Source organism: Pseudogulbenkiania sp. NH8B (assembly GCF_000283535.1).
Lineage (GTDB): Bacteria > Pseudomonadota > Gammaproteobacteria > Burkholderiales > Chromobacteriaceae > Pseudogulbenkiania > Pseudogulbenkiania ferrooxidans.
Genome location: NC_016002.1, coordinates 1,555,100 through 1,574,724 on the forward strand (window position 1 = coordinate 1,555,100; position 19,625 = coordinate 1,574,724).

At 61.3% G+C, this 19,625-nt stretch carries 17 protein-coding genes; 11 read left to right on the forward strand and 6 right to left on the reverse strand.

Annotated elements, in window-relative coordinates; all coding sequences use genetic code 11:
- Positions 1–75: 75 nt before the first annotated feature.
- From NH8B_RS07250 to accD, 9 genes are all read left to right on the forward strand, one after another.
- The gene (locus NH8B_RS07250) at positions 76–1,089 is read left to right on the forward strand and encodes an aspartate-semialdehyde dehydrogenase (protein WP_014086697.1); all 1,014 of its coding nucleotides are present in this window, start codon (positions 76–78) and stop codon (positions 1,087–1,089) included.
- A gap of 174 nt (positions 1,090–1,263) precedes the next feature.
- Complete coding sequence (locus NH8B_RS07255; protein WP_014086698.1) at positions 1,264–3,600, forward strand: FimV/HubP family polar landmark protein; 2,337 nt, start codon at positions 1,264–1,266, stop codon at positions 3,598–3,600.
- A 78-nt stretch (positions 3,601–3,678) separates the two neighbouring features.
- Complete coding sequence (locus NH8B_RS07260; protein WP_014086699.1) at positions 3,679–5,853, forward strand: FimV/HubP-related protein; 2,175 nt, start codon at positions 3,679–3,681, stop codon at positions 5,851–5,853.
- A gap of 31 nt (positions 5,854–5,884) precedes the next feature.
- Positions 5,885–6,484, forward strand: a complete 600-nt coding sequence (locus NH8B_RS07265) for a hypothetical protein (protein ID WP_232503546.1) — start codon at positions 5,885–5,887, stop codon at positions 6,482–6,484.
- Entirely contained in the window at positions 6,481–7,269 is a 789-nt protein-coding gene (gene truA / locus NH8B_RS07270) for a tRNA pseudouridine(38-40) synthase TruA (protein ID WP_014086701.1), read from the forward strand. The genes NH8B_RS07265 and truA overlap by 4 nt, the downstream gene beginning before the upstream one ends.
- Before the next feature lies 1 nt (position 7,270).
- Entirely contained in the window at positions 7,271–7,894 is a 624-nt protein-coding gene (locus NH8B_RS07275) for a phosphoribosylanthranilate isomerase (protein ID WP_014086702.1), read from the forward strand.
- Positions 7,881–9,080, forward strand: coding sequence for a tryptophan synthase subunit beta (gene trpB, locus NH8B_RS07280; RefSeq protein ID WP_008953716.1), 1,200 nt, complete (start codon positions 7,881–7,883; stop codon positions 9,078–9,080). Before NH8B_RS07275 ends, trpB begins: the two co-directional genes overlap by 14 nt.
- Before the next feature lie 12 nt (positions 9,081–9,092).
- Complete coding sequence (trpA, locus tag NH8B_RS07285) at positions 9,093–9,881, forward strand: tryptophan synthase subunit alpha (protein WP_014086703.1); 789 nt, start codon at positions 9,093–9,095, stop codon at positions 9,879–9,881.
- 84 nt (positions 9,882–9,965) lie between these two features.
- Complete coding sequence (accD, locus tag NH8B_RS07290) at positions 9,966–10,835, forward strand: acetyl-CoA carboxylase, carboxyltransferase subunit beta (RefSeq protein ID WP_014086704.1); 870 nt, start codon at positions 9,966–9,968, stop codon at positions 10,833–10,835.
- An 87-nt stretch (positions 10,836–10,922) separates the two neighbouring features.
- On the opposite strand, the gene serA is transcribed toward accD, so the two are convergent.
- Complete coding sequence (serA, locus tag NH8B_RS07295; protein WP_014086705.1) at positions 10,923–12,152, reverse strand: phosphoglycerate dehydrogenase; 1,230 nt, start codon at positions 12,150–12,152, stop codon at positions 10,923–10,925.
- 81 nt (positions 12,153–12,233) lie between these two features.
- Here serA and NH8B_RS07300 point away from each other — a divergent pair, with 81 nt between their 5' ends.
- On the forward strand, positions 12,234–13,622 hold the full coding sequence (locus NH8B_RS07300; protein WP_014086706.1) for an FAD-binding oxidoreductase: 1,389 nt from the start codon (positions 12,234–12,236) through the stop codon (positions 13,620–13,622).
- Between the two features lie 305 nt (positions 13,623–13,927).
- Here the strand turns inward: NH8B_RS07300 and NH8B_RS07305 are convergent, their stop codons facing one another.
- Positions 13,928–14,644, reverse strand: a complete 717-nt coding sequence (locus NH8B_RS07305) for a glutathione S-transferase N-terminal domain-containing protein (RefSeq protein WP_041702879.1) — start codon at positions 14,642–14,644, stop codon at positions 13,928–13,930.
- Positions 14,645–15,003: 359 nt separating this feature from the next.
- Between NH8B_RS07305 and NH8B_RS07310 the strand changes: the two genes are divergently transcribed.
- Positions 15,004–15,441: a GFA family protein gene (locus tag NH8B_RS07310; protein WP_014086708.1), complete on the forward strand. Its 438-nt coding sequence runs from the start codon at positions 15,004–15,006 to the stop codon at positions 15,439–15,441.
- Between the two features lie 195 nt (positions 15,442–15,636).
- Here the strand turns inward: NH8B_RS07310 and NH8B_RS07315 are convergent, their stop codons facing one another.
- The 4 genes from NH8B_RS07315 to NH8B_RS07330 form a co-directional block, all read right to left on the reverse strand.
- Positions 15,637–16,878 carry an EAL domain-containing response regulator gene (locus NH8B_RS07315; protein WP_041702880.1) on the reverse strand — a complete coding sequence of 414 codons (1,242 nt, stop codon included), beginning with the start codon at positions 16,876–16,878 and terminating at the stop codon, positions 15,637–15,639.
- Positions 16,868–17,989, reverse strand: a complete 1,122-nt coding sequence (locus NH8B_RS07320) for a protein-glutamate methylesterase/protein-glutamine glutaminase (RefSeq protein WP_014086710.1) — start codon at positions 17,987–17,989, stop codon at positions 16,868–16,870. Before NH8B_RS07320 ends, NH8B_RS07315 begins: the two co-directional genes overlap by 11 nt.
- 56 nt (positions 17,990–18,045) lie before the next feature.
- Positions 18,046–18,891: a CheR family methyltransferase gene (locus NH8B_RS07325; protein ID WP_014086711.1), complete on the reverse strand. Its 846-nt coding sequence runs from the start codon at positions 18,889–18,891 to the stop codon at positions 18,046–18,048.
- Between the two features lie 173 nt (positions 18,892–19,064).
- Positions 19,065–19,625, reverse strand: coding sequence for a chemotaxis protein CheW (locus NH8B_RS07330; RefSeq protein WP_014086712.1), 561 nt, complete (start codon positions 19,623–19,625; stop codon positions 19,065–19,067).

Consider the following 19,625-nt stretch of genomic DNA (forward strand, 5'->3'; position numbering starts at 1 on the left):
ACCGGCCTGAGTGCCGGTTCTGTTTTTCCCAAAGGGCGCTTTGCGCCCTTTATGCATTTCTAACAGGAATTCACCATGTCTCATCCCATTCAGGTTGCCGTCGTTGGAGCAACCGGTCTTGTCGGCCAGGCCGTGCTTGACTTGCTCGCCAGCCGTGACTTCCCTGCCAGCCGCGTGTTTGCCGTGGATACCCAGGATCACGATGGGGAAACCGTCACCTTTGGCAACCTTGAGCTGAATGTTCACCCGGTCGACGAGTTTGGCTTCGAGGTGACGCCGTTGGCCATTTTCGTGGCGGGTAGTGAGATTTCTCGGCAGTACGTGCCGCTGGCGCGCGAGGCAGGTGCCACCGTCATCGATTTCAGCTCGGCTTATCGCCAGGATGATGAAGTGCCGCTGCTCGTTCCTGCCCTGAACGGTAGCCTGGTGGCCGACCTGCCGGAGAACGCCCTGATCGCCGTACCCAATTGCACGGTCACGCCGCTGGCCATCGCCTTGAAGGCGCTGGCTGAGCATGGCCTGAAACGGGTGACGGTATCCACCTACCAGTCCGTATCCGGAAGCGGTCAGGCCGCGCTCGAGGAACTGGCCAATCAGACCACGGCGCTGTTCACCCAGCGCGACGCCGAGTGCGAAGTCTACGCCAAGCGCATCGCCTACAACCTGCTGCCCAAGATCGGTGATGCCAACGAGAGTGGCGCGACTGAAGAAGAGGCGTCCATCGTCAATGAACTGCACCGCCTGTTCGGCAGCGATGAACTCGCTGTCGAGGCGACCTGTGTCAGGGTGCCGGTGTTCTTTGGCCACGCGTGGTCGGTCACGGTGGAAACCGATACCGAAGTCGAGGCTTCGCGTGCCCGGAACCTGTTTGCATCGCTCGGGCTGCACGTGGTGGACCAGCCGCAGCAGGCGGATGGCTATGCCACGCCAATGGAAGTCGCCGGCAACGACCGGGTCTGGGTAAGCCGTGTCCGCCGTACCGGAAAGACCCTCAGCTTCTGGCTTACGGCTGACAACGTCAGAGCCGCCGCGGCAATGAGCTGCGTCACTGTGGCCGAAGCTTTGCAAAATGCAGGGCACTTCGGATAAAGGAACAAGGCGGCAGTCTTTGCCGCCTTTTTTCTTGGTATGAAATCTAGCTAAAGAGCTTGTTAAAGCCTAAGATGGCACTGATAAAGGACTGCCTTCACTATGGGGTAGTTGTTGAAAAAAACATCTAAGCAGGTTGTTGCCGGAAGGTGAACTGTGGCAAATCGGGCAAAAATGAAGCTGAGCGCTCTCGCCGTTGCGGTACTTTTTTCCGCTAATGCTTGGGCGGGGCTGGGGAAAATCAATGTCAGATCCTATCTGGGTGAAACATTTCGCGCCGAGATCAATCTGACCGATGTTAATGCCGCCGAACTGTCCTCGGCACGGGTCGGCCTGGCCGGAATGGACACTTTCCGGGACCTTAACGTCGATTATTCGGGCATTCTGAGTTCGCTGAAGTTTTCGGTGGAGCCGAGTGGAAGAGGTGCCATCGTTCGCGTTTCGTCTTCCGCCCCGATCAACGAGCCGTATTTGCGCTTTGTGGTGGAGGCTAGAACCAGTTCCGGGCGTTCGGTGCGCGAGTACACCGTTTTACTCGACCCGATCGATTATCAGGTCAGCAACAAGCCTTCCTTTGTTCAGTCCTTGCCGAAGGCGGCGCCTAGCCTCGCAAGCCAATACCGTGGCAACGTGGCCCGCGAGGGTGCGGTAGCGCCAAGGCGTACCTCTGCCGATTCGCTTTACGTGGCTCCGGGGGCGACGCTGAATACGCTGGCGGCTCAGGTGCGGCCACAAGGCGCCACCCTCGAACAAACCATGGCGGCCTTGGTCAAGAACAATCCTTCGGCTTTCATCGCGGGGGACCCAAACCGCATCAAGGCCGCCGTCAACCTGAAGGTGCCGCCGGCGGCCAAGATTCGTGCCATTGCTCCGGCCGAGGCCCGTCATCTGCTGGCTCCGGCCTCTGCACTCGCTGCCAATGCAGCGCCCCCCGCGGCACAAGCCAGTCCCGAGCCGCCGCCGGCCGCCGCGCCCAAGCCGGCCGCCGCTGCCACGCAGGCGGCCCAGCCGGCCAAGGGTGGGGAGGTGCTGAAACTGATGGCGCCGGAAACGTCGGCGCCTACGGATGAAAAATTGTCCGATGTAGAGCAGCAAGTGGCCAGCCGCGAGCAGGCATTGAAAGATGCCGAAAAGCGCATTGCTACACTCGAGGCTCAAATCAAGGCGTTGCAGAACAGTCATGAAGTTGCCAAGCCGGCGGCCGGTGGCGGCGCCAAGACCGGGGATGCGGCGGCTGGGCCGTCGTGGGTCGATTCGCTGGTTGACAATCTGCCTCTGGTCGGTGGTGGCGCCGCCATCGCGCTGTTGGCAGCCTTGGGAGTGGTGGTGGCGCGCCGTCGCCGTCAGGCCCCGTCCTTGTCTTCTGCGCTCAAGCTTTCGTCCGGCAATGCCGGCGCCGTGCTAGGTAGCGGGGCCAGCTCCAACATCAACCTCCAGGGTGGGGCGTCGGCCATCGGCGGAGGCCACTCTTTCATGGCCAACTTCACGCAGTCGGTGGGGGCTATCGACACGGCCGAGGTTGACCCGATTGCCGAGGCGGAGGTGTATATCGCCTACGGTAGGGATGCGCAGGCCGAGGAGATTCTCAAAGATGCGCTGAGCCGCGATCCGTCACGCCACGAAGTACGTTTGAAATTGATGGAAATCCACGCCGGGCGGCAGGACAAGGAAGGCTTTGAGTCGCTCGCGCGCGAACTGTATGCGGCATTCGACGGCAAGGGCCCGCATTGGGCCAAGGCGGCGGCGATGGGGGCAGTACTCGATCCGGGTAATCCACTGTATCAGCTGCTTGACTCTGCCCCGGGGGCGAGCGCCCAGACTGCGGCGCCGGCGGCGGCGATTGACCTTGATCACGAACTGTTCGGGCAGCCCTCGGCCCCTGCTTCCCCGCCGATGCCGGCAGAAAACGCCGCTGCTCCCCGCGAGCCAGCAAAGGCACCGAGCGCTCCTGTTACACAATCCAGTCTGGCCGAAAGCGACGACCCGTTGCGCGCCGCTCTGTTTGCCGAAGCACCACCCTCCGGGCTTGCGGAGGAGGCCAATCCGGGGAATATGCTCGATTTCGACCTGGATGCCGCTTTTGACCTCTCTGCCAAGAAGCCGGAGGCGGGCGCCACACAGGGTGACCCGGCAGCCTCGGAGGCGATGCAGGAAAATCTGCTCGATTTCGACTTCAATCTCGATTCGATGTTGAGCGAGCCGTCCGGCAAGGCTGGGCAGCAGGGTAAAGCCGATACGGCTCCCGATCTGGGGCTGGAAGAGACAGGTTCGGCCGGTTTTGACGCCCTCTACGAAGGTATGCTGGGGGCCGAGTCGGCACCGGAGGCCGCCTCGCTGGAGGGCTTGTCGGTCAATGATGACCCCTTATCCACCAAGCTTGATCTGGCTAAGGTTTATCTGGATATGGGAGATAAGGACGGCGCCAAGGAAGTGCTGGAAGATCTGCTTTCCGAAGCCCAGGGCGGGCTGAAGGCGGAGGCGGAACAATTGCTGGCCAAGATAGGTTCTTGATCGTGAAACTCCGGCCCTCCTTCGAGGGCTGGTTCGGTTCGGCTCCACCGGAGGCTTGCTAGACAGGGAATGAACAGAATGGACTCTGTCATCAGAATGACGGCGATTGCCGCTTTGCTGTCTTCTTTGGGGGTCGCGGTGCAGGCCCACGCCGGGTTGGGGCCGATCAAGGTACTGTCCTCGGAGGGGGAGCCTTTTGAGGCGGAAATTCCCCTGGTCGATGAAGCCGTTGGCGCCAACGCGTCGATTGGACTAGCCGACCGCAATCACTACCCTCTGATCTCCCCGTACACGCCATCAGCCGGCAAGCTCCAGTTCTCTCTGGTGCAGCAGGCCGATGGAACGCTCTCGAAAGTACGTGTTGCCGGCCCAGCCAATTTCGATGAGCCCACGCTGCATTTTGCCGTGGAAATCAGCTGGCCTGCCGGGCGCCTGGTGCGCGAATTCGACGTGGATTACCGCCGCGATGGGCCACGCCACCCAAAACGTCACCCCCTGTCTGATGACGAAGGCAAGAAAGCCGCTGTCTCTGCCGATCATCATGCCCGGCTAACACCGCTGGGACTTGGTGAACTCAAGGTGCAGTCCTTTATTGGCGAGCCCTTGCTTGCCGAAGTGGAGGTGCTGGGGCGGCTTCATGCCGAGCACAAGCAGCTCTCTGCCGTGGTGCTGCCCAGTGGTGCGGTGGGGGCACAGCAGGCCCATTTGCTAGCGTCGATAGGCTACGAGTTTGTCAGGTCAGCGAGTGGTAAGACGGTGCTGCGGCTTTTCTCCTCTCAAATCGTCGAAGAACCCATGCTCTCGCTGCGGCTCGAGGTCGGAGTCGGCACCCTTAAACTGGCAAGAAGCTATTCGCTGTTGTTCGACCCCCCTGAAGCTGCCCGCCCGATTGCCCGTTCTTCTCGGGGAGAGACTACCGGCGTGGTTCGTGATGCGGCAAAGACCAAGGTCTATAGGGTAGGGCGCGGGGACACGCTCGGGGCTATCGCGCAGCGCACTGAGGGCGCGGGCTCGGTGGAGCAGGTGATTCGCCGGCTGCATGCCGCCAATCCGCAAGCCTTTATCGCCGGTGATGTCGACAGGCTGAAAGCCGGGGCGCAACTGGCCTATCCGGCAAATTGGCGCATTGGCGAGGCGCCACCGGGTGGCAATAAGGCAACCGTGAAAGAGCCTTCTGCTGCTCCCGCTCAGCTTGCTGCTCCCGTGCCAGCAACTGTTCCTGTGGTCGCTCCAGCTGCGGCTGCGGCCGTGCCTGTGGTCGGCGATAAGGTTGTACAGCCCAGCAAGGAGGCGCAGAGGGAGGAACAGTTGAAACGCCGGCTTCAGCAGCAGGACCAACTGCTCGCGGTGGCGGAGCAGCGCCTTCAGGCGCTGCAGCAACGGCTGAATGCCTTGCAGCAAGAGGCAGCCCATTCTGCCCCGGTCAAGGCGCCTACAGCCAAGATCGAGTTGGCCGGAAACGCTGGCGGCACTGAGTCAGGCGCGATGGAGAGCCTGGGCAAGGCATTGGGCGACAGTTCTCCTTATCTCTATAGTGCCGGTGCTGCGGGCGTGGCATTGCTGGGCGGGGGTTGGTGGTGGCTGCGGCGACGCCGGAATCGGCAAGCCGGCAGTGCGAACGGGCTTGCAACGGCGTTGAGCGTTGGTGCCAATCCGTCCCTGCTGACGATGGGGCCGCTCACCACCTTGATGGCGGGCGGCAAGCAGGGTGGGGGAATCGACTTGAGCCCGGTCGATCTGGTGGCCGAGGCGGAGGTCTATCTTGCTTATGGCCGTACCGATCAGGCCTTGGCCTTGCTGCGAGAAGGGCTGGTGCGGGAGCCGATGCGGCAGGATGTACGGTTTAAATTGCTGGAAGCCTTGTCCGCCCTGCCGGACAAACAGCCCTTCATCCTCGAGGCGACGGCAGCGAAAGGCGTGTTTGGCAAGGATAGTACCTTGTGGCAGCGTGTCTGCGAGCTGGGGCGGGTAACCCTGCCGGGCAATCCGTTATTTGACATGGAGCCGCTTGCGCGCGCCGAAGGTGTCGCGGTGCCGGCCGCAGCGTCTATTCCGGCGGCTGGTGTGGTGGCACGAGCGGCGGTTCCCCCCGTCGTGCCAGGTGATGGATCGGCCGTGCCGACCCAGGCCTCCCTGGCCGCCGAACTACCTCAATCGGCTTCGGACAAACAGGAACTGGCGCGGCTGTACATAGAGATGGGGGATACTGAGGCGGCCAAGGCCTTGTTGAAGGAGTCTGAAGATTCGGCTTGATCTGACTGAGACGTTTCATCCCGCGGCAATCTTGCTGTGTTGGCTGATGGCGGCACTGGTGGTGCAGTTTCTACCCCTGGTGCCGTTGTCGTTCTTGGCCATGGTCGCCGCGGTGCTGCTCAACGTGCAAGAGCGGACGGGGGTTGGGCAGTCGCTGCGCCGGATGCGCTGGCTGTTGCTGACGTTGTGGTTGACCATGGGGTGGTCGGTGCCGGGCGATGCCTTGTTCGATGCCGCCTGGGCGCCGACGCGCGAGGGGTTGGCCGAAGGAGCGCGTCATGTCTTGCGGCTGCTCATTCTGGTCTGGCTGATTCGTGGTATCTGGTTGGCGGTGGGACGAGATGGGGTGCTGGCTGGCCTGCTGTTTCTCCTACGTCCCTTGCACTGGGTGGGCCTGTCATCGGAGCGTTTTGCCTTACGTCTGTGCTTGACCCTTTCCTATGCCGAGCAGTTGCTGGCGGCGACGCGGCCGCGCACGCGAAGTGCCTGGCGCTCCCTCATGGCCGAAGCCATGGCGTTACCGGCGCCGGATGGGGTACAGTTGAGGGTTTACCGCTGGAGGGCATCCGACAACGTGGTCCTGGTGTCGTTGGCGGTGGGTCTGGGAGCGGTCATGAAGGCGGTTGCATGAGAGTGGCGTTGGGGGTCGAGTACGACGGCAGGGCGTTTGCAGGCTGGCAAAGCCAGCCGCACGGCAATACCGTGCAGGACAAACTGAATCTGGCCTTGTCGCACATCGCCTGCGCACCGATAAATACGGTGGCCGCCGGCCGGACCGATGCCGGAGTCCATGCCCTGATGCAGGTGGTGCATTTCGATGTGGAGGTCGAGCGTCCGGAGAATGCCTGGGTGCGTGGCGTCAACAGCCACCTGCCGGCGGACATCGCCGTGGTCTGGGCCAAGCAGGTGGGCGAGGAGTTCCATGCGCGCTTCTCGGCCTTTTCGCGTTCCTACAGCTATTTCCTGCTGACCCACCCGGTGCGCAGCTGCCTCCTGGCGGGCAAGGTAGGCTGGTATCACCAGCCGCTGGATGTGGAGGCGATGCGAGAAGCGGCTGCTCATCTGTTGGGACGGCACGATTTTTCCAGCTTCCGGGCTGCCGAATGCCAGGCCAAGTCGCCGGTCAAACACCTGCAGCGGCTGGATATTCACGAGGCGGACGGTTTCATCCGCTTCGACCTGCTGGCGGATGCCTTTCTGCATCACATGGTGCGCAACATCGTCGGCGCACTGGTGTATGTCGGCAAGGGAACGCTCAGTCCGGAGGACATGGTCGATCTGTTGTCGGCTCGGGACCGTCGTCACGCCCCCCCTACCTTCATGCCGGATGGCCTGTATCTGACCGGAGTAGGGTACCCCGAGTCGTTCGGCGTGACGGCGGCGAGCGACCCCGCCCGGCTGACATTGTGGAGATGAGATGCTTCCCCGAGTAAAAATTTGCGGTATCACCCGGCCGGAAGACGGGGTCGAAGCGGCCCGTTTGGGCGCCGACGCCATCGGCCTGGTGTTTTATGAGAAAAGCCCGCGCAATGTCTCGTTGGAGCAGGCGCGGACCATCGTGCGGGTGCTGCCGCCTTTCGTCAGTGTGGTGGCCCTGTTCGTTAATCCTGACGAAGCTTTCGTGCGCCGTGTGCTCGACGCCTGCCCGGTAGACATTCTGCAGTTCCACGGCGAGGAGTCTCCCGAGTTTTGCCGCTCGTTCTCCCGACCCTATCTCAAGGCGGTGCGGGTCAGGCCGGGGGTGGATTTGCTAGAATGGGCGGCGGCCTATCACGATGCGCGTGGTTTGCTGGCCGACGCCTTCGTTGAGGGCGCTCATGGCGGTACCGGCGCGGTGTTCGACTGGACGCTGCTGCCAGCGGATCTGCCGTTGCCGCTGATCCTGTCCGGGGGGTTGACGCCGGACAACGTGCAGGATGCTGTGACAAAGGTTCAACCCGCCGCCGTGGATGTGTCGAGCGGGGTGGAGCAAGGAAAAGGAATCAAGGATGCGGCCAAGATGGCGGCATTCATATCAGGAGCAAGGCATGGATCGGTATGATTTTCCGGATGTCCGCGGCCATTTCGGTCCGTATGGTGGCATCTACGTCGCCGAAACGCTGATGGCGGCATTGGCTGAACTCAACGAAGAATACGCACGCGCCAAGGCTGACCCGGCGTTCTGGGAAGAGTTTCATTACGAACTGAAGCATTATGTCGGCCGCCCTTCGCCGATCTACCATGCCAAACGCTGGTCCGAATTGCTGGGCGGGGCGCAGATCTATCTCAAGCGCGAAGACCTGAATCACACCGGCGCGCATAAGGTCAACAACACCATCGGCCAGGCATTGCTGGCCCGGCGCATGGGCAAGAAGCGCGTGATCGCCGAGACCGGCGCCGGCCAGCACGGCGTGGCGTCGGCCACCGTGGCCGCCCGTTATGGCCTCGAATGCGTGGTGTACATGGGGGCGGAAGACGTCAAGCGCCAGTCGCCCAACGTGTACCGCATGAAGCTGCTGGGCGCCACCGTGGTGCCGGTCGAATCCGGCTCCAAGACGCTCAAGGATGCGCTCAATGAAGCGATGCGCGACTGGGTGACCAACGTCGATTCCACCTTCTACATCCTGGGCACTGCCGCCGGTCCGCATCCCTACCCGATGCTGGTGCGCGACTTCCAGACCGTGATCGGCGAGGAATGCAAGGTGCAGATGCCGGAAATGATCGGTCGCCAGCCGGACGTGGTGGTGGCGTGTGTCGGTGGCGGTTCCAACGCCATTGGCCTGTTCTATCCGTACATCGGCGTCGACGGCGTGCGCATGGTTGGCGTCGAGGCGGGTGGTGACGGTGTCGAGACCGGTCGCCATGCCGCACCGCTGTCCATCGGCAAGCCGGGCGTGCTGCACGGCTTCAAGAGTTACCTGATGCAGGATGAAGACGGTCAGATCATCGAGACGCACTCGGTGTCCGCCGGCCTGGACTACCCGGGGGTGGGCCCGGAACACAGCTACCTCAAGGATATCGGTCGCGCCGAATACACCGCGATCAATGACGATGAGGCGCTCAAGGCATTCCACGACCTGTGCCGCTACGAGGGTATCATCCCGGCGCTCGAGTCCAGCCACGCCCTGGCCTGGGCGGCCAAGACCGCGCCGACCATGAGCAAGGATCAGGTCATTCTGGTCAACCTGTCCGGTCGCGGCGACAAGGACATCAATACCGTGGCCAGCCTGTCCGGCCTGACCTTGTAAGCAGGAGTAAGCATGTCACGTATTGCAGCATGTTTTGCCGCACTGGCCGGCAAGAAGGCCCTGATTCCGTTCATTACCGCGGGTGATCCTCATCCGGATCTGACCGTGAGCCTGATGCATGGCCTGGTCGAGGGCGGCGCCGACATCATCGAGCTGGGGGTGCCGTTTTCCGATCCGATGGCCGACGGTCCGGTGATTCAAAGAGCCTCCGAGCGCGCGCTGGCACACAAGGTCGGCCTGCGCCATGTGCTCGACATGGTCGCCGAGTTCCGCAAGACCAACAGCACCACGCCGGTGGTGCTGATGGGTTACCTGAATCCGCTGTGTGCCATGGGCTATGCTGAATTTGCCAAGCGTGCCGCCGCCGCCGGGGTGGACGGTATGTTGACGGTCGATTGCCCGCCGGAAGAGGCGGAGGAACTGGCCACGGCGCTGCAACAGGAAAGTATCGACCCGATCTTCCTGTTGGCGCCGACCACACCGCTCCAGCGGGTGGCCGAGATCGCTCGTCATGCGCGCGGCTATGTTTACTATGTGTCACTGAAAGGCGTGACCGGTGCTGGAAATCTGGACATTGACGACGTAGCGCGTAAAATTGCCGCCCTTAGACAATACATTCATGTGCCTATCGGTGTCGGCTTCGGTATTCGCGACGGTGCAACCGCGCGTGCCATTGCCGTCACGGCCGATGCTGTCGTGGTGGGAAGCCGTCTGGTCCAGGAAATCGAGGCGGCAACGCCCGCGACCGCTCGCGAGCGGTTGACGCCCCTGGTCGCCGAACTGAAGGCCGCCATTAGTTAGTACATGTCCCCGCGGTTTCGTGCCGCGGGGCAATCATGCTTCGGCCAACCTGTTGTTGCCGGAGCGAATGAGCAAGGAGTCAGCATGAGCTGGTTGAATAAACTCCTGCCGCCGAAGATCAAGCGCGAGAATCGCGCCGAAAAGTCCTCGGCGGTACCGGAGGGGCTGTGGAGCAAGTGCCCGGCCTGTGAAGCGGTGCTGTATTACACCGACCTGGAAAGCAATCTGCAGGTTTGCCCGAAGTGTAACCATCATCACGCGGTCTCTGCACGGGATCGCCTGGGCATGTTGCTGGATACCGAAGGCCGCCGCGAGATCGGTGCCGAAGTCAAACCGGTAGATATCCTGAAGTTCAAGGACGGCAAGCGTTACCCCGATCGTCTGGTGGCGGCGCAGAACGCCACCGGCGAAGACGACGCCCTGGTGGTGATGCAGGGCAGCATCCTGACGCTGCCGGCGGTGGTGGCGTCGTTCGAATTCAAGTTCATCGGTGGTTCGATGGGCTCGGTGGTGGGGGAGCGTTTCGTGCGCGGCGTACAAGCTGCGGTGGAAGCCAAGGCGCCGTTCATCTGCGTTTCCGCCTCGGGTGGCGCGCGCATGCAGGAAGGCTTGAACTCGCTGATGCAGATGGCCAAGACCAGTGCCGCGCTGCAATTGCTGACCGACCACAAGCTGCCGTTCATCTCGATCCTGACCGACCCGACCATGGGCGGCGTTTCGGCTTCGTTCGCCTTCCTCGGCGACGTGGTGATCGGTGAGCCGGGTGCGCTGATCGGTTTTGCCGGTCCGCGTGTCATCGAGCAGACCGTGCGCGAGACCCTGCCGGAAGGCTTCCAGCGTTCCGAGTTTCTGCTGGAGAAGGGCGCCATCGACATGATCGTCGATCGCCGCGAGCTCAAGGCCAAGGTGGCCTCGCTGATCTCGATCCTGATGAAGGAACCCGCAGTCGCCTGATTCTTTCGCGCGGTTGTCCGCTCGAACTAAAAACCCCGCCGGTTGGCGGGGTTTTGCTTTTTCCGAGGAGCTTTGGCGGAGGAGTGCTTAGTACAGCACGCGGCAGCGCAGGGTGCCCTCAATGCGCTGCAGCGTCTCCAGCGCGGTCTGGCTGGCGGCGCTGTCGATCTCGATCACCACATAGCCGATCTCCTCGTTGGTCTGCAGGTACTGGCCGGCGATGTTGATGCCGGCGCGCGAAAACTCGTCGTTGATGCGCGCCAGTACGCCGGGCTGATTCTTGTGGATGTGCAGCAGCCGGCATTTGCCGCGATGCTCGGGCAGCGAGACCTCCGGGAAGTTCACCGCGGTCAGCGTCGAGCCGTTGTTGGAGTATTTGATCAGCTTGGCGGCCACTTCGCCGCCGATGTTGGCCTGCGCCTCCAGCGTGCTGCCGCCGATGTGCGGCGTCAGGATCACGTTGTCGAACTCGCATAGCGGCGAGCTGAACGCCTCGCCGTTGCCCTCGGGCTCGACAGGAAAGACGTCGATAGCGGCGCCGTGCAGGTGCTTGCGGCGCAGCGCTTCGGCCAACGCTTCAATGTCCACCACGGTACCGCGCGAGGCGTTGAGCAGGTGGGCGCCGGGCTTCATCGCAGCCAGTTCCGTGGCGCCAATCATGTCCTGGGTGTCAGGCGTTTCCGGTACGTGCAGCGTGACCACGTCGGCCTGGCCGAGTAGTTCCTTGAGCGTTGCGACTTGGTGGGCGTTCCCTAGCGGCAGCTTGTTCTCCGTGTCGTAGAACGCCACCTTCATGCCGAGGGATTCGGCGAGGATGCCGACCTGGGTACCGATGTGACCATAGCCGACGATGCCCAGCGTCTTGCCGCGCACCTCGTAGCTGTTGTCGGCCGATTTCAACCAGCCGCCGCGATGGGCCAGCGTGCTCTTCTCCGGGATGCCGCGCATCAGCATGATCGCCTCGGCAATCACCAGTTCGGCGACGGAACGGGTATTGGAGAACGGCGCGTTGAATACCGGGATGCCGTGGCGGGCGGCGGCCTTGAGGTCGACCTGGTTGGTGCCGATGCAGAAACAGCCGACCGCCATCAGCTTGTTGGCGGCGGCGAAGACCTCGTCGGTCAGCTGGCTGCGCGAGCGGATGCCGATGATATGGGCGTCGGCGATGCGTTCGAGCAGTTCTTCCGGGGCCAGTGCCTTCTTGTGATAGTCGATCTGGCTGTAACCGTCCTGACGGAAGCTGTCGACTGCCGTCTGGTGGACTCCCTCCAGAAGCAGTATCTTGATCTTGTCCTTGGCGAGCGAAAGGTTTTGCATGCCGGGTTCCGTTGTTGACCAAAAAACTCAAGTATTATTCATTATTACTCCGGATTTTCCGTCTTGACCAGAGAGTTGCCGATGATCGCCCCCCGCCTGCTTGCCGAGCTGCATGCCATGTTCAGTGCCGACCGCGTTGCCACCGATGCCGATTCCCTGGCCCGCTACGGGTTGGACTGGACCCGCTACTACCAGCCCGCGCCGTCCGCCGTGGTGTTCCCGCAAACCGTGGGCGAGGTCGTTGCCGTCGTGCAGTGGGCCAACCGTGAGCAGGTAGCGCTGGTGCCCTCCGGCGGCCGTACCGGATTGTCCGGCGGGGCCGTGGCGCGGCAGGGCGAGGTGGTGGTGTCGTTCGACCGCATGAAGGCCATCAGCGACTTTGATCCGGTCGCGCGTACCGTGCGCTGCCAGGCCGGCGTCATCACCGAAGCACTGCAGCAGTTCGCCGCCGAAAATGGGCTCTACTACCCGGTGGACTTCGCCTCGCGCGGATCGAGTCAGATCGGCGGCAACATCGCCACCAACGCCGGCGGTATCAAGGTGGTGCGCTACGGAATGACGCGTGAGTGGGTGGCGGGGCTGACCGTGGTAACCGGCAAAGGTGAAGTGCTGCGGCTGAATAATGGGCTCGCCAAGAACAATACCGGCTACGACCTGCGCCACCTCTTCGTCGGCTCGGAAGGGACGCTCGGCTTCATCGTCGATGCCACCTTGAAGCTGGCTCGCCAGCCGGCCGAGCTGGGGGTAATGGTGTTGGCGGTGCCGCAGTTGACCGACATCATGAAGCTGTTCCACGCCTTCCGCGAACGGCTCGATCTCAACGCCTTCGAGTTTTTCTCGGAAAAAGCGATGCGCCACGTCCTAGCGCGCGGCCATGTCAAGCGGCCGTTCGAGGCCGAAGCCGACTACTACGTGCTGCTGGAGTTCGAGAAACTGGCCGCCGATACCGAGGAGGTGGCCCTGGCCGTGTTTGAGGCGTGCGCCGAACAGGGCTGGCTGGTGGACGGGGTGCTGTCGCAGTCCGAGCAGCAGGCCAAGGATCTGTGGCGGCTGCGCGAGGACATCAGCGAGTCGATCACCCCCTACAAGCCTTACAAGAACGACATCGCGGTAACGGTGAGCCGGGTGCCGGCCTTCGTCGAACGGCTCGATGCCATCCTGTCGCGCGAATACCCGGATTTCGAGGTGCTGTGGTATGGCCATATCGGCGATGGCAACCTGCATATCAATATCCTGAAGCCCGACGCGCTGGAACTGGACGACTTCCGCCGCGCCTGCGAGCAGGTCAACGAACACGTTTTCTCCCTGGTGGGGGAGTTCGGCGGCAGCATGTCGGCCGAACACGGCGTCGGCCTCTTGAAGCGCGATTATCTGGATGTGACGCGCAGTGTCGAGGAGATCGCGCTGATGCGTGCCATCAAGGCAGTGTTCGATCCGAACGGGGTGATGAACCCGGGTAAATTGCTGTAAAACCTTGCCGAAGAGGGCGCGTATGTCACGAGGGATTTCGTTGGTGTAACACGCTTTTGCCTATTTTTTAACCGGCTTGATTTTCCTCTTTTGTAACAATATCTTGTTGCTGTTTTCCACAGACTGTCCACGGCACTATTCAGCCGGGTTGTGAGTTTGTGGGGAAATCTTGCAGGATTTTGACGGTTTTTTGGGCGGTAACGGCAAGTGGCTAACCCGAAAAGGGTTTTTCGGGTTATTCATGGCTTATCCACAGGGTTATTCAGCGATGGCTGTGGATAGCTTGATGAGGCTTTCGTATGGCTTTACACAAGGGCTGCGTTTCGACTGGGAATGGTCAGCCCTCTTGCCACGGCCGGGCGTGCGAGGAATTGATCCAACGCGCGTGTGACATGCGGAAAATCCGCAATCCCCACCAGTTCACCGGCTTCGTAGTAACCGATCAGGTTGCGCACCCAGGGGAAGATCGCTATGTCGGCAATCGTGTAGGCCTCTCCCATGATCCACTTGCGGTCGGTGAGTCTCTGGTTGAGTACGCCAAGCAAGCGTCTGGACTCGGCAATGTAGCGGTCGCGCGGTCGCTTGTCTTCGTACTCCCTGCCTGCGAACTTGTTGAAGAACCCCACCTGTCCAAACATCGGGCCGATGCCGCCCATCTGGAACATCAGCCATTGCAGCGTCTCGTAGCGGCCCGCCGGATCCTGCGGCATGAATTTCCCCGCCTTGTCGGCAAGATGGACGAGAATCGCACCGGATTCGAACAGCGGCAGAGGCTTTCCTCCCGGACCGTTCGGATCGATGATTGCCGGAATCTTGTTGTTCGGATTGAGCGACAGGAACTCCGGCGACATCTGGTCGTTGGTTTCGAAGCTTACGAGATGCGGCTCGTAAGCCAGGCCGGTTTCTTCCAGCATGATCGATACCTTGACGCCGTTGGGCGTCGGCAAGGAATAGAGCTGGATACGGTCGGGATGGTGCGCGGGCCACTTCTTCGTGATGGGAAAGGCGGACAGATCGGTCATGGTTTCCTTGGCATGTTGTTTGCAATCAAAGTAACCAATATAAACACTGGGGAGATTTTTGTCCCGAGAGGGCTTTTTCGTCTGCTTTGGCACAGCCATATCGCCCCCCTCGACATATTGAGTCTATGATTGATGAACATTTTTCCTGGATGGGCAAAATTTTTCGGCGACAGTGGGGGGCCATGATGAGCCCCTCCTCTTGAAGACCGATCCCCATGTCGAGGACCGGCCGCAGGGTGTTTCAGGGGTAGAGCAATAGCCTCCGTCGGCAAGGAACAAAGCGGGTCGGGGGCGGCAGGGACATGGGAACGGATGTCTGTCAGGATGTTGTCTTTGATTCAGGCATCGGGGGAGTTGTCATGCACAGACTGAACGGCGGGTGTCATTGCGGAAATATTCACTTCGAAATGACGCTTCCCCATGCCCCGGCAACCTATCGCCCGCGGGCATGCGATTGCGATTTTTGCCATAAGCACGGCGCGGCGTATGTGGCTGACCCGGATGGTTCGCTGCTCATTCGTCTGCAAGACGAGCACATGGTGACGCGGTATCGCCAAGGTGTGGGGATCGCGGATTGTCTGGTGTGCACGGCCTGTGGTGTGCTTGTTGCCATTCATTATCAAGATGATCAAGGCGAGCGGCGGAGTTTCGCTGTCGTAAACAGCCGGGCTATCGATGGTGTTGTGCGCTTTGGCGAGAGCATTCCGGTTTCGCCGAAGGCGCTGACCGCCAGCGAGAGGGTGGAGCGCTGGAAAAGACTCTGGTTTCAGCAGGTTTGCATCATGACCTCCGCTTGATGTTCCTCAGGAGGGCATGGATAGAATTTGGCAAGATGAACGAGGTCTATTCGGCTTGCTTTGAAAGGGTGTGCTGCCTGTTCTGGCAGCATCAAGCTAAGGGCGGTTTGGTGCCCCGAGACTCAGGGGCAAACCCATCGAATTACGCTCGCGGCGCAACCGGCTGGGGCGGCTGGTCCGACAGACAATACGGGTTCAGCTGCCACGCCGACCATGGCGTCGCGTGTTTTGTGTTTTTACCCAGCCGGTGAAAGTTTCGCCGGGCATGGGCTTGGCAATAAAGTAGCCCTGCGCCAGGTTACATCCAAACTCCCGCAGCAATTTCCAGTCCTCGAGCGTTTCTATGCCTTCTGCCACCGTAACCAGGCTCATCTTGTGAGCCATGTCCAGGGCAGACTGCAGAATGACCCGCAGATGCTCGCGCTGGTGGGCGCGATGCACGAAAGAGCGGTCGATCTTGAGTTCGGTGAAGGGGATGCGCGAGAGCTGCTGCATTGACGAAAAGCCGGTGCCGTAGTCGTCGATGGACAGGCCAAACCCCTTCAGCCGCAGCCGCGCCAGATTGGCCAGTGCTATGCCAAGGTCGGCAGCCAGGGAGCTCTCGGTGACCTCCCAGATCACTTGTTCTGCGGGTAGCTGATACTGCTGCAACAAGGCGTCAATCTCGCTGACAAAATCGGGCAAATCCAGTAACCGCGGTGACAAGTTGACGGCAACCGTCAGGTGCACTCCGCTCCGTCGCCAGTGGGCGGCCTGGGCAAAGGCCTGGCCCGCGATCTCCAGCGTCAGGTCGTGTATCAATCTGTGCTTTTCGGCCAGTGGGATGAAGTGGTCCGGGGGAATGAAGCCCTTTTCAGCGTGGGGCCAGCGTGCCAGCACTTCCACACCGGTGATCGTGCCGCTTTTCAGGTCTATTTGAGGCTGATAATAAGGCAGGAGTTGATGGCGGGAGATGGCCAAAGCCAGCTCGTGGGCACCGGTGCTGGAGGCCTCCTTGTGGGTCTCTGGTGTTGAATGGGAGGGGGGCGGCCGATCCGGACTGTGGTGCAATATCTCGGCAAGGTGTTGCTTGGTCAGCGGTTTTTTCCAGGCGGCTAGGATGGGTATTTCCAGTGCTTGTGCCATATTCTCGACGCTGCAGATCAAGGAAAGATCCCTGTTCGACGAGATGACCAGGGGTGCCATGACGTTGCGCTTCATCATCTGCAGGATGAATTCGACGCCATCCATGCCCGGCATCTCGAGGTCGACCACGATCAGGTGTGGGAGCGTGTCGAGGGCGGAGAGCAGTTCAAGCGCCTGATTGCCATCGACGGCCTCAAGAATGCCATGTATTCCACACTGTCGAAGTAGCCCCACCATATGCAGCCTTTGTACCAGGCTGTCATCGACGATCAGTACCGTTTCAACCCGCGGTGGTGACATATCAGTAACCATAATGTTCGATGACTGGGGCGATGCGATGCAGCGGAACGACCTCACTGACACCGCCGAGCGCGATGGCCTCCTTGGGCATGCCAAATACCACGCAGGTCGATTCGTCTTCGGCAATCGTCCTGGCGCCGGCCTCGTGCATTTCCTTGAGGCCACGTGCCCCGTCATCCCCCATGCCGGTCATGATCACGCCGAGCGCGTTGCGTCCGGCGAACTTCGCACATGAGCGGAACAGGACATCCACCGAAGGGCGGTGCCGGTTAACCAGCGGTCCGTCGATGATTTCAACGGTGTATCTGGCGCCATTGCGTGCCAGCAGCATGTGCTTGCCTCCGGGGGCAATCAGGGCCCGCCCCGGCATCACGCGGTCTCCGTGGCGGGCCTCGCGCACTTCTATCTGGCACAGGCTGTTGAGGCGTTCAGCAAACATCGCGGTAAAGCGCTCCGGCATGTGCTGGACGATGACCATGCCCGGACATGTGGCAGGCAGCCGGTGCAGTACCGTCTCCAGTGCCTGGGTGCCGCCGGTGGAGGTGCCGATGGCGACGATACGTTCGGTGGTGCTGATCATGCTCGCCCCGCGACCGAGCCCGCTGCTGATGACGGCGTCGGCCGATAGCTTGGGCGTGGGGGCCAATGGCGGCCGCGTGCGTGACGCCAGGCGGCTGACATTGGCGCGAGAGGCGGCCCGGACGGCGTGTATGACGTCGTTGGCACTGTCTTCGAGAAACTGTTTCACCCCCATTTTGGGTTTGGTGATGATCGAAACGGCGCCGGCAGCCAGCGCATTCATCGCCGCGGTGGTGCCGGTTTCGGCCAGCGACGAACAGATCACAACGGGGGTGGCCCGCTCGCTCATGATTTTTTTCAGAAAGGTCAGGCCATCCATACGCGGCATTTCGATGTCCAGCACGATTACATCCGGCCAGTCGCGTTGCATATTCGTCAGGGCGAACAGCGGGTCCGACGCGGCTCCAACGACGCGGATGCCGGGCTCGCGTTCCAGTGCCTGCCGGACGACTTGGCGTACCACGGCGGAGTCGTCGACGATCATTACCTTGATTGGCTCGCTCATTGTCTTGTGCTGGCTCATGTTGTGGATCGTTTCATTCATTCCCTCCTCGGGAGGCTGTGTCACGCGCTGGTTTTCATCTGCCGCAACAGAGTCTTTCATCGTTTGCATTCGGGCCGGCAATACCGCGTCGGGCGCAGTGAAACCAGTTCGTCGGTCACCCCGTTCAGGGTTTCGGAGTGGCCGACGATGAACATGCCGTCGCGCTTGAGATGCGGCAGCATTTTGGCCACGACGCTGCGCTTGGTGTCGCTATCGAAATAAATCATTACATTGCGCAGGAAGATGATGTCGAACTGGCCAATGCTATTGGCGCCGAGCGCTGCCAGGTTCAACTGGCAGAAGCGAACCCGCTCACGTAATGCCTGCCCGATCAGAAAGGTTCCGGTCTGGCTGCCGACACCTTTAAGGCAGTAGGTTTTCAGCAAGTCATCCGGGATGTTCTTGGCGCGCTCGATCGGATAGTGGCCGTGCTTCGCTTGCTCCAGTGTCGGCAGGCTGATGTCGGAAGCCACGACCTCCCAGGAGGCGGACAAGCCGAGCGTTTCGGCCAGCACCATGGCGATGGAGTAAGGCTCTTCGCCGGAAGAGCAGGCGCCACTCCATACCCGGAACGCTGTTCCGCGCCGACTGACGGCGAAATCGTGCAGGAAGTCAAAGTGAGCGGCTTCGCGGAAAAAACAGGTTTCATGGGTCGTTAGCAGGTCGACCATCAACTGCACCTCGGCCGGGTGCTCGCCGCTGGCGAGCAGGCGGTAGTATTCGTCGAAGTGGCTCAGCCCGTGATGGCGCAGGCGTTTGGCGAGACGACCAGCCAGTAGCACCTTCTTGCCAATGGTCAGGTTGATGCCGGCCAGGCGATGGATCAGCCGCTGGAAGAGGGCAAACTCGTGATCGGAGAGGGGGGGATTGTCCATAAGCACCTCGGTCTGGAACGAGAACACGCAATATTCATTGGCATGGCTTCAATACAGTGCTGTCGTCGTCTCATCGCCGACGAGATGACGCAAGGTGTGTGATTTGCTGGTGTGACCCGAGAGGGAGCAAGGCAACGTCTGGCGACCGCTGGGGGTTGCCGGGTTCTCTCCATCCTTTCCAAACCTATCGCTGGTGTGCTTCAGGGCGGTGCCAGTGCAGTCCCGGGATGAGCGAGCGTGGCAATCTGGCTCATCTCGGTGATCGACAGCACACGGTCGAGATCGAGAATGATGACGAAACCACCCGCCACTTTGCCCATGCCGCGGATGAAATCGGCACGGATGTTGGCACCGAAGGCCGGCGCCGGCTCGATTTCGCCGGCGGGTATCTCCAATACCTCGTTCACGCTGTCGACCAGGATGCCGATATCCTGCTGGACCTCGGTGTCATCCACCTGGTGATGCATCTCGACAATGACGATGCAGGTGCGACGTGCAACTGCGGTCGGTCTTGCGCCGAAGCGTGCCGATAGGTCGATCACCGGTACCACCGCACCGCGTAGATTGATCACGCCGCGGATGAAGGCCGGCATCAACGGGATGCCGGTCAACTGGCCGTATTCGATGATTTCCTTGATGTTGAGGATGCCAACAGCAAATGCCTCGGCGTTCAGCATGAAGGTGAGGAATTGTTGGACTCCGGGGGCGGCCACGAATGTGGCCGGCGGGTCCTGACGGACAAGCGCAGTGCTCTGGTCCAT

Bases quoted from the DNA above. Each gene is read 5' to 3' on its own strand.
- NH8B_RS07250 (WP_014086697.1), top strand. From the start codon at position 76: ATGTCTCATCCCATTCAGGTTGCCGTCGTTGGAGCAACCGGTCTTGTC.
- NH8B_RS07255 (WP_014086698.1), top strand. From the start codon at position 1,264: ATGAAGCTGAGCGCTCTCGCCGTTGCGGTACTTTTTTCCGCTAATGCT.
- NH8B_RS07260 (WP_014086699.1), top strand. From the start codon at position 3,679: ATGGACTCTGTCATCAGAATGACGGCGATTGCCGCTTTGCTGTCTTCT.
- truA (WP_014086701.1), top strand. From the start codon at position 6,481: ATGAGAGTGGCGTTGGGGGTCGAGTACGACGGCAGGGCGTTTGCAGGC.
- NH8B_RS07275 (WP_014086702.1), top strand. From the start codon at position 7,271: ATGCTTCCCCGAGTAAAAATTTGCGGTATCACCCGGCCGGAAGACGGG.
- trpB (WP_008953716.1), top strand. From the start codon at position 7,881: ATGGATCGGTATGATTTTCCGGATGTCCGCGGCCATTTCGGTCCGTAT.
- trpA (WP_014086703.1), top strand. From the start codon at position 9,093: ATGTCACGTATTGCAGCATGTTTTGCCGCACTGGCCGGCAAGAAGGCC.
- accD (WP_014086704.1), top strand. From the start codon at position 9,966: ATGAGCTGGTTGAATAAACTCCTGCCGCCGAAGATCAAGCGCGAGAAT.
- serA (WP_014086705.1), bottom strand. From the start codon at position 12,152: ATGCAAAACCTTTCGCTCGCCAAGGACAAGATCAAGATACTGCTTCTG.
- NH8B_RS07300 (WP_014086706.1), top strand. From the start codon at position 12,234: ATGATCGCCCCCCGCCTGCTTGCCGAGCTGCATGCCATGTTCAGTGCC.
- NH8B_RS07305 (WP_041702879.1), bottom strand. From the start codon at position 14,644: ATGACCGATCTGTCCGCCTTTCCCATCACGAAGAAGTGGCCCGCGCAC.
- NH8B_RS07310 (WP_014086708.1), top strand. From the start codon at position 15,004: ATGCACAGACTGAACGGCGGGTGTCATTGCGGAAATATTCACTTCGAA.
- NH8B_RS07315 (WP_041702880.1), bottom strand. From the start codon at position 16,878: ATGGTTACTGATATGTCACCACCGCGGGTTGAAACGGTACTGATCGTC.
- NH8B_RS07320 (WP_014086710.1), bottom strand. From the start codon at position 17,989: ATGAATGAAACGATCCACAACATGAGCCAGCACAAGACAATGAGCGAG.
- NH8B_RS07330 (WP_014086712.1), bottom strand. From the start codon at position 19,625: ATGGACCAGAGCACTGCGCTTGTCCGTCAGGACCCGCCGGCCACATTC.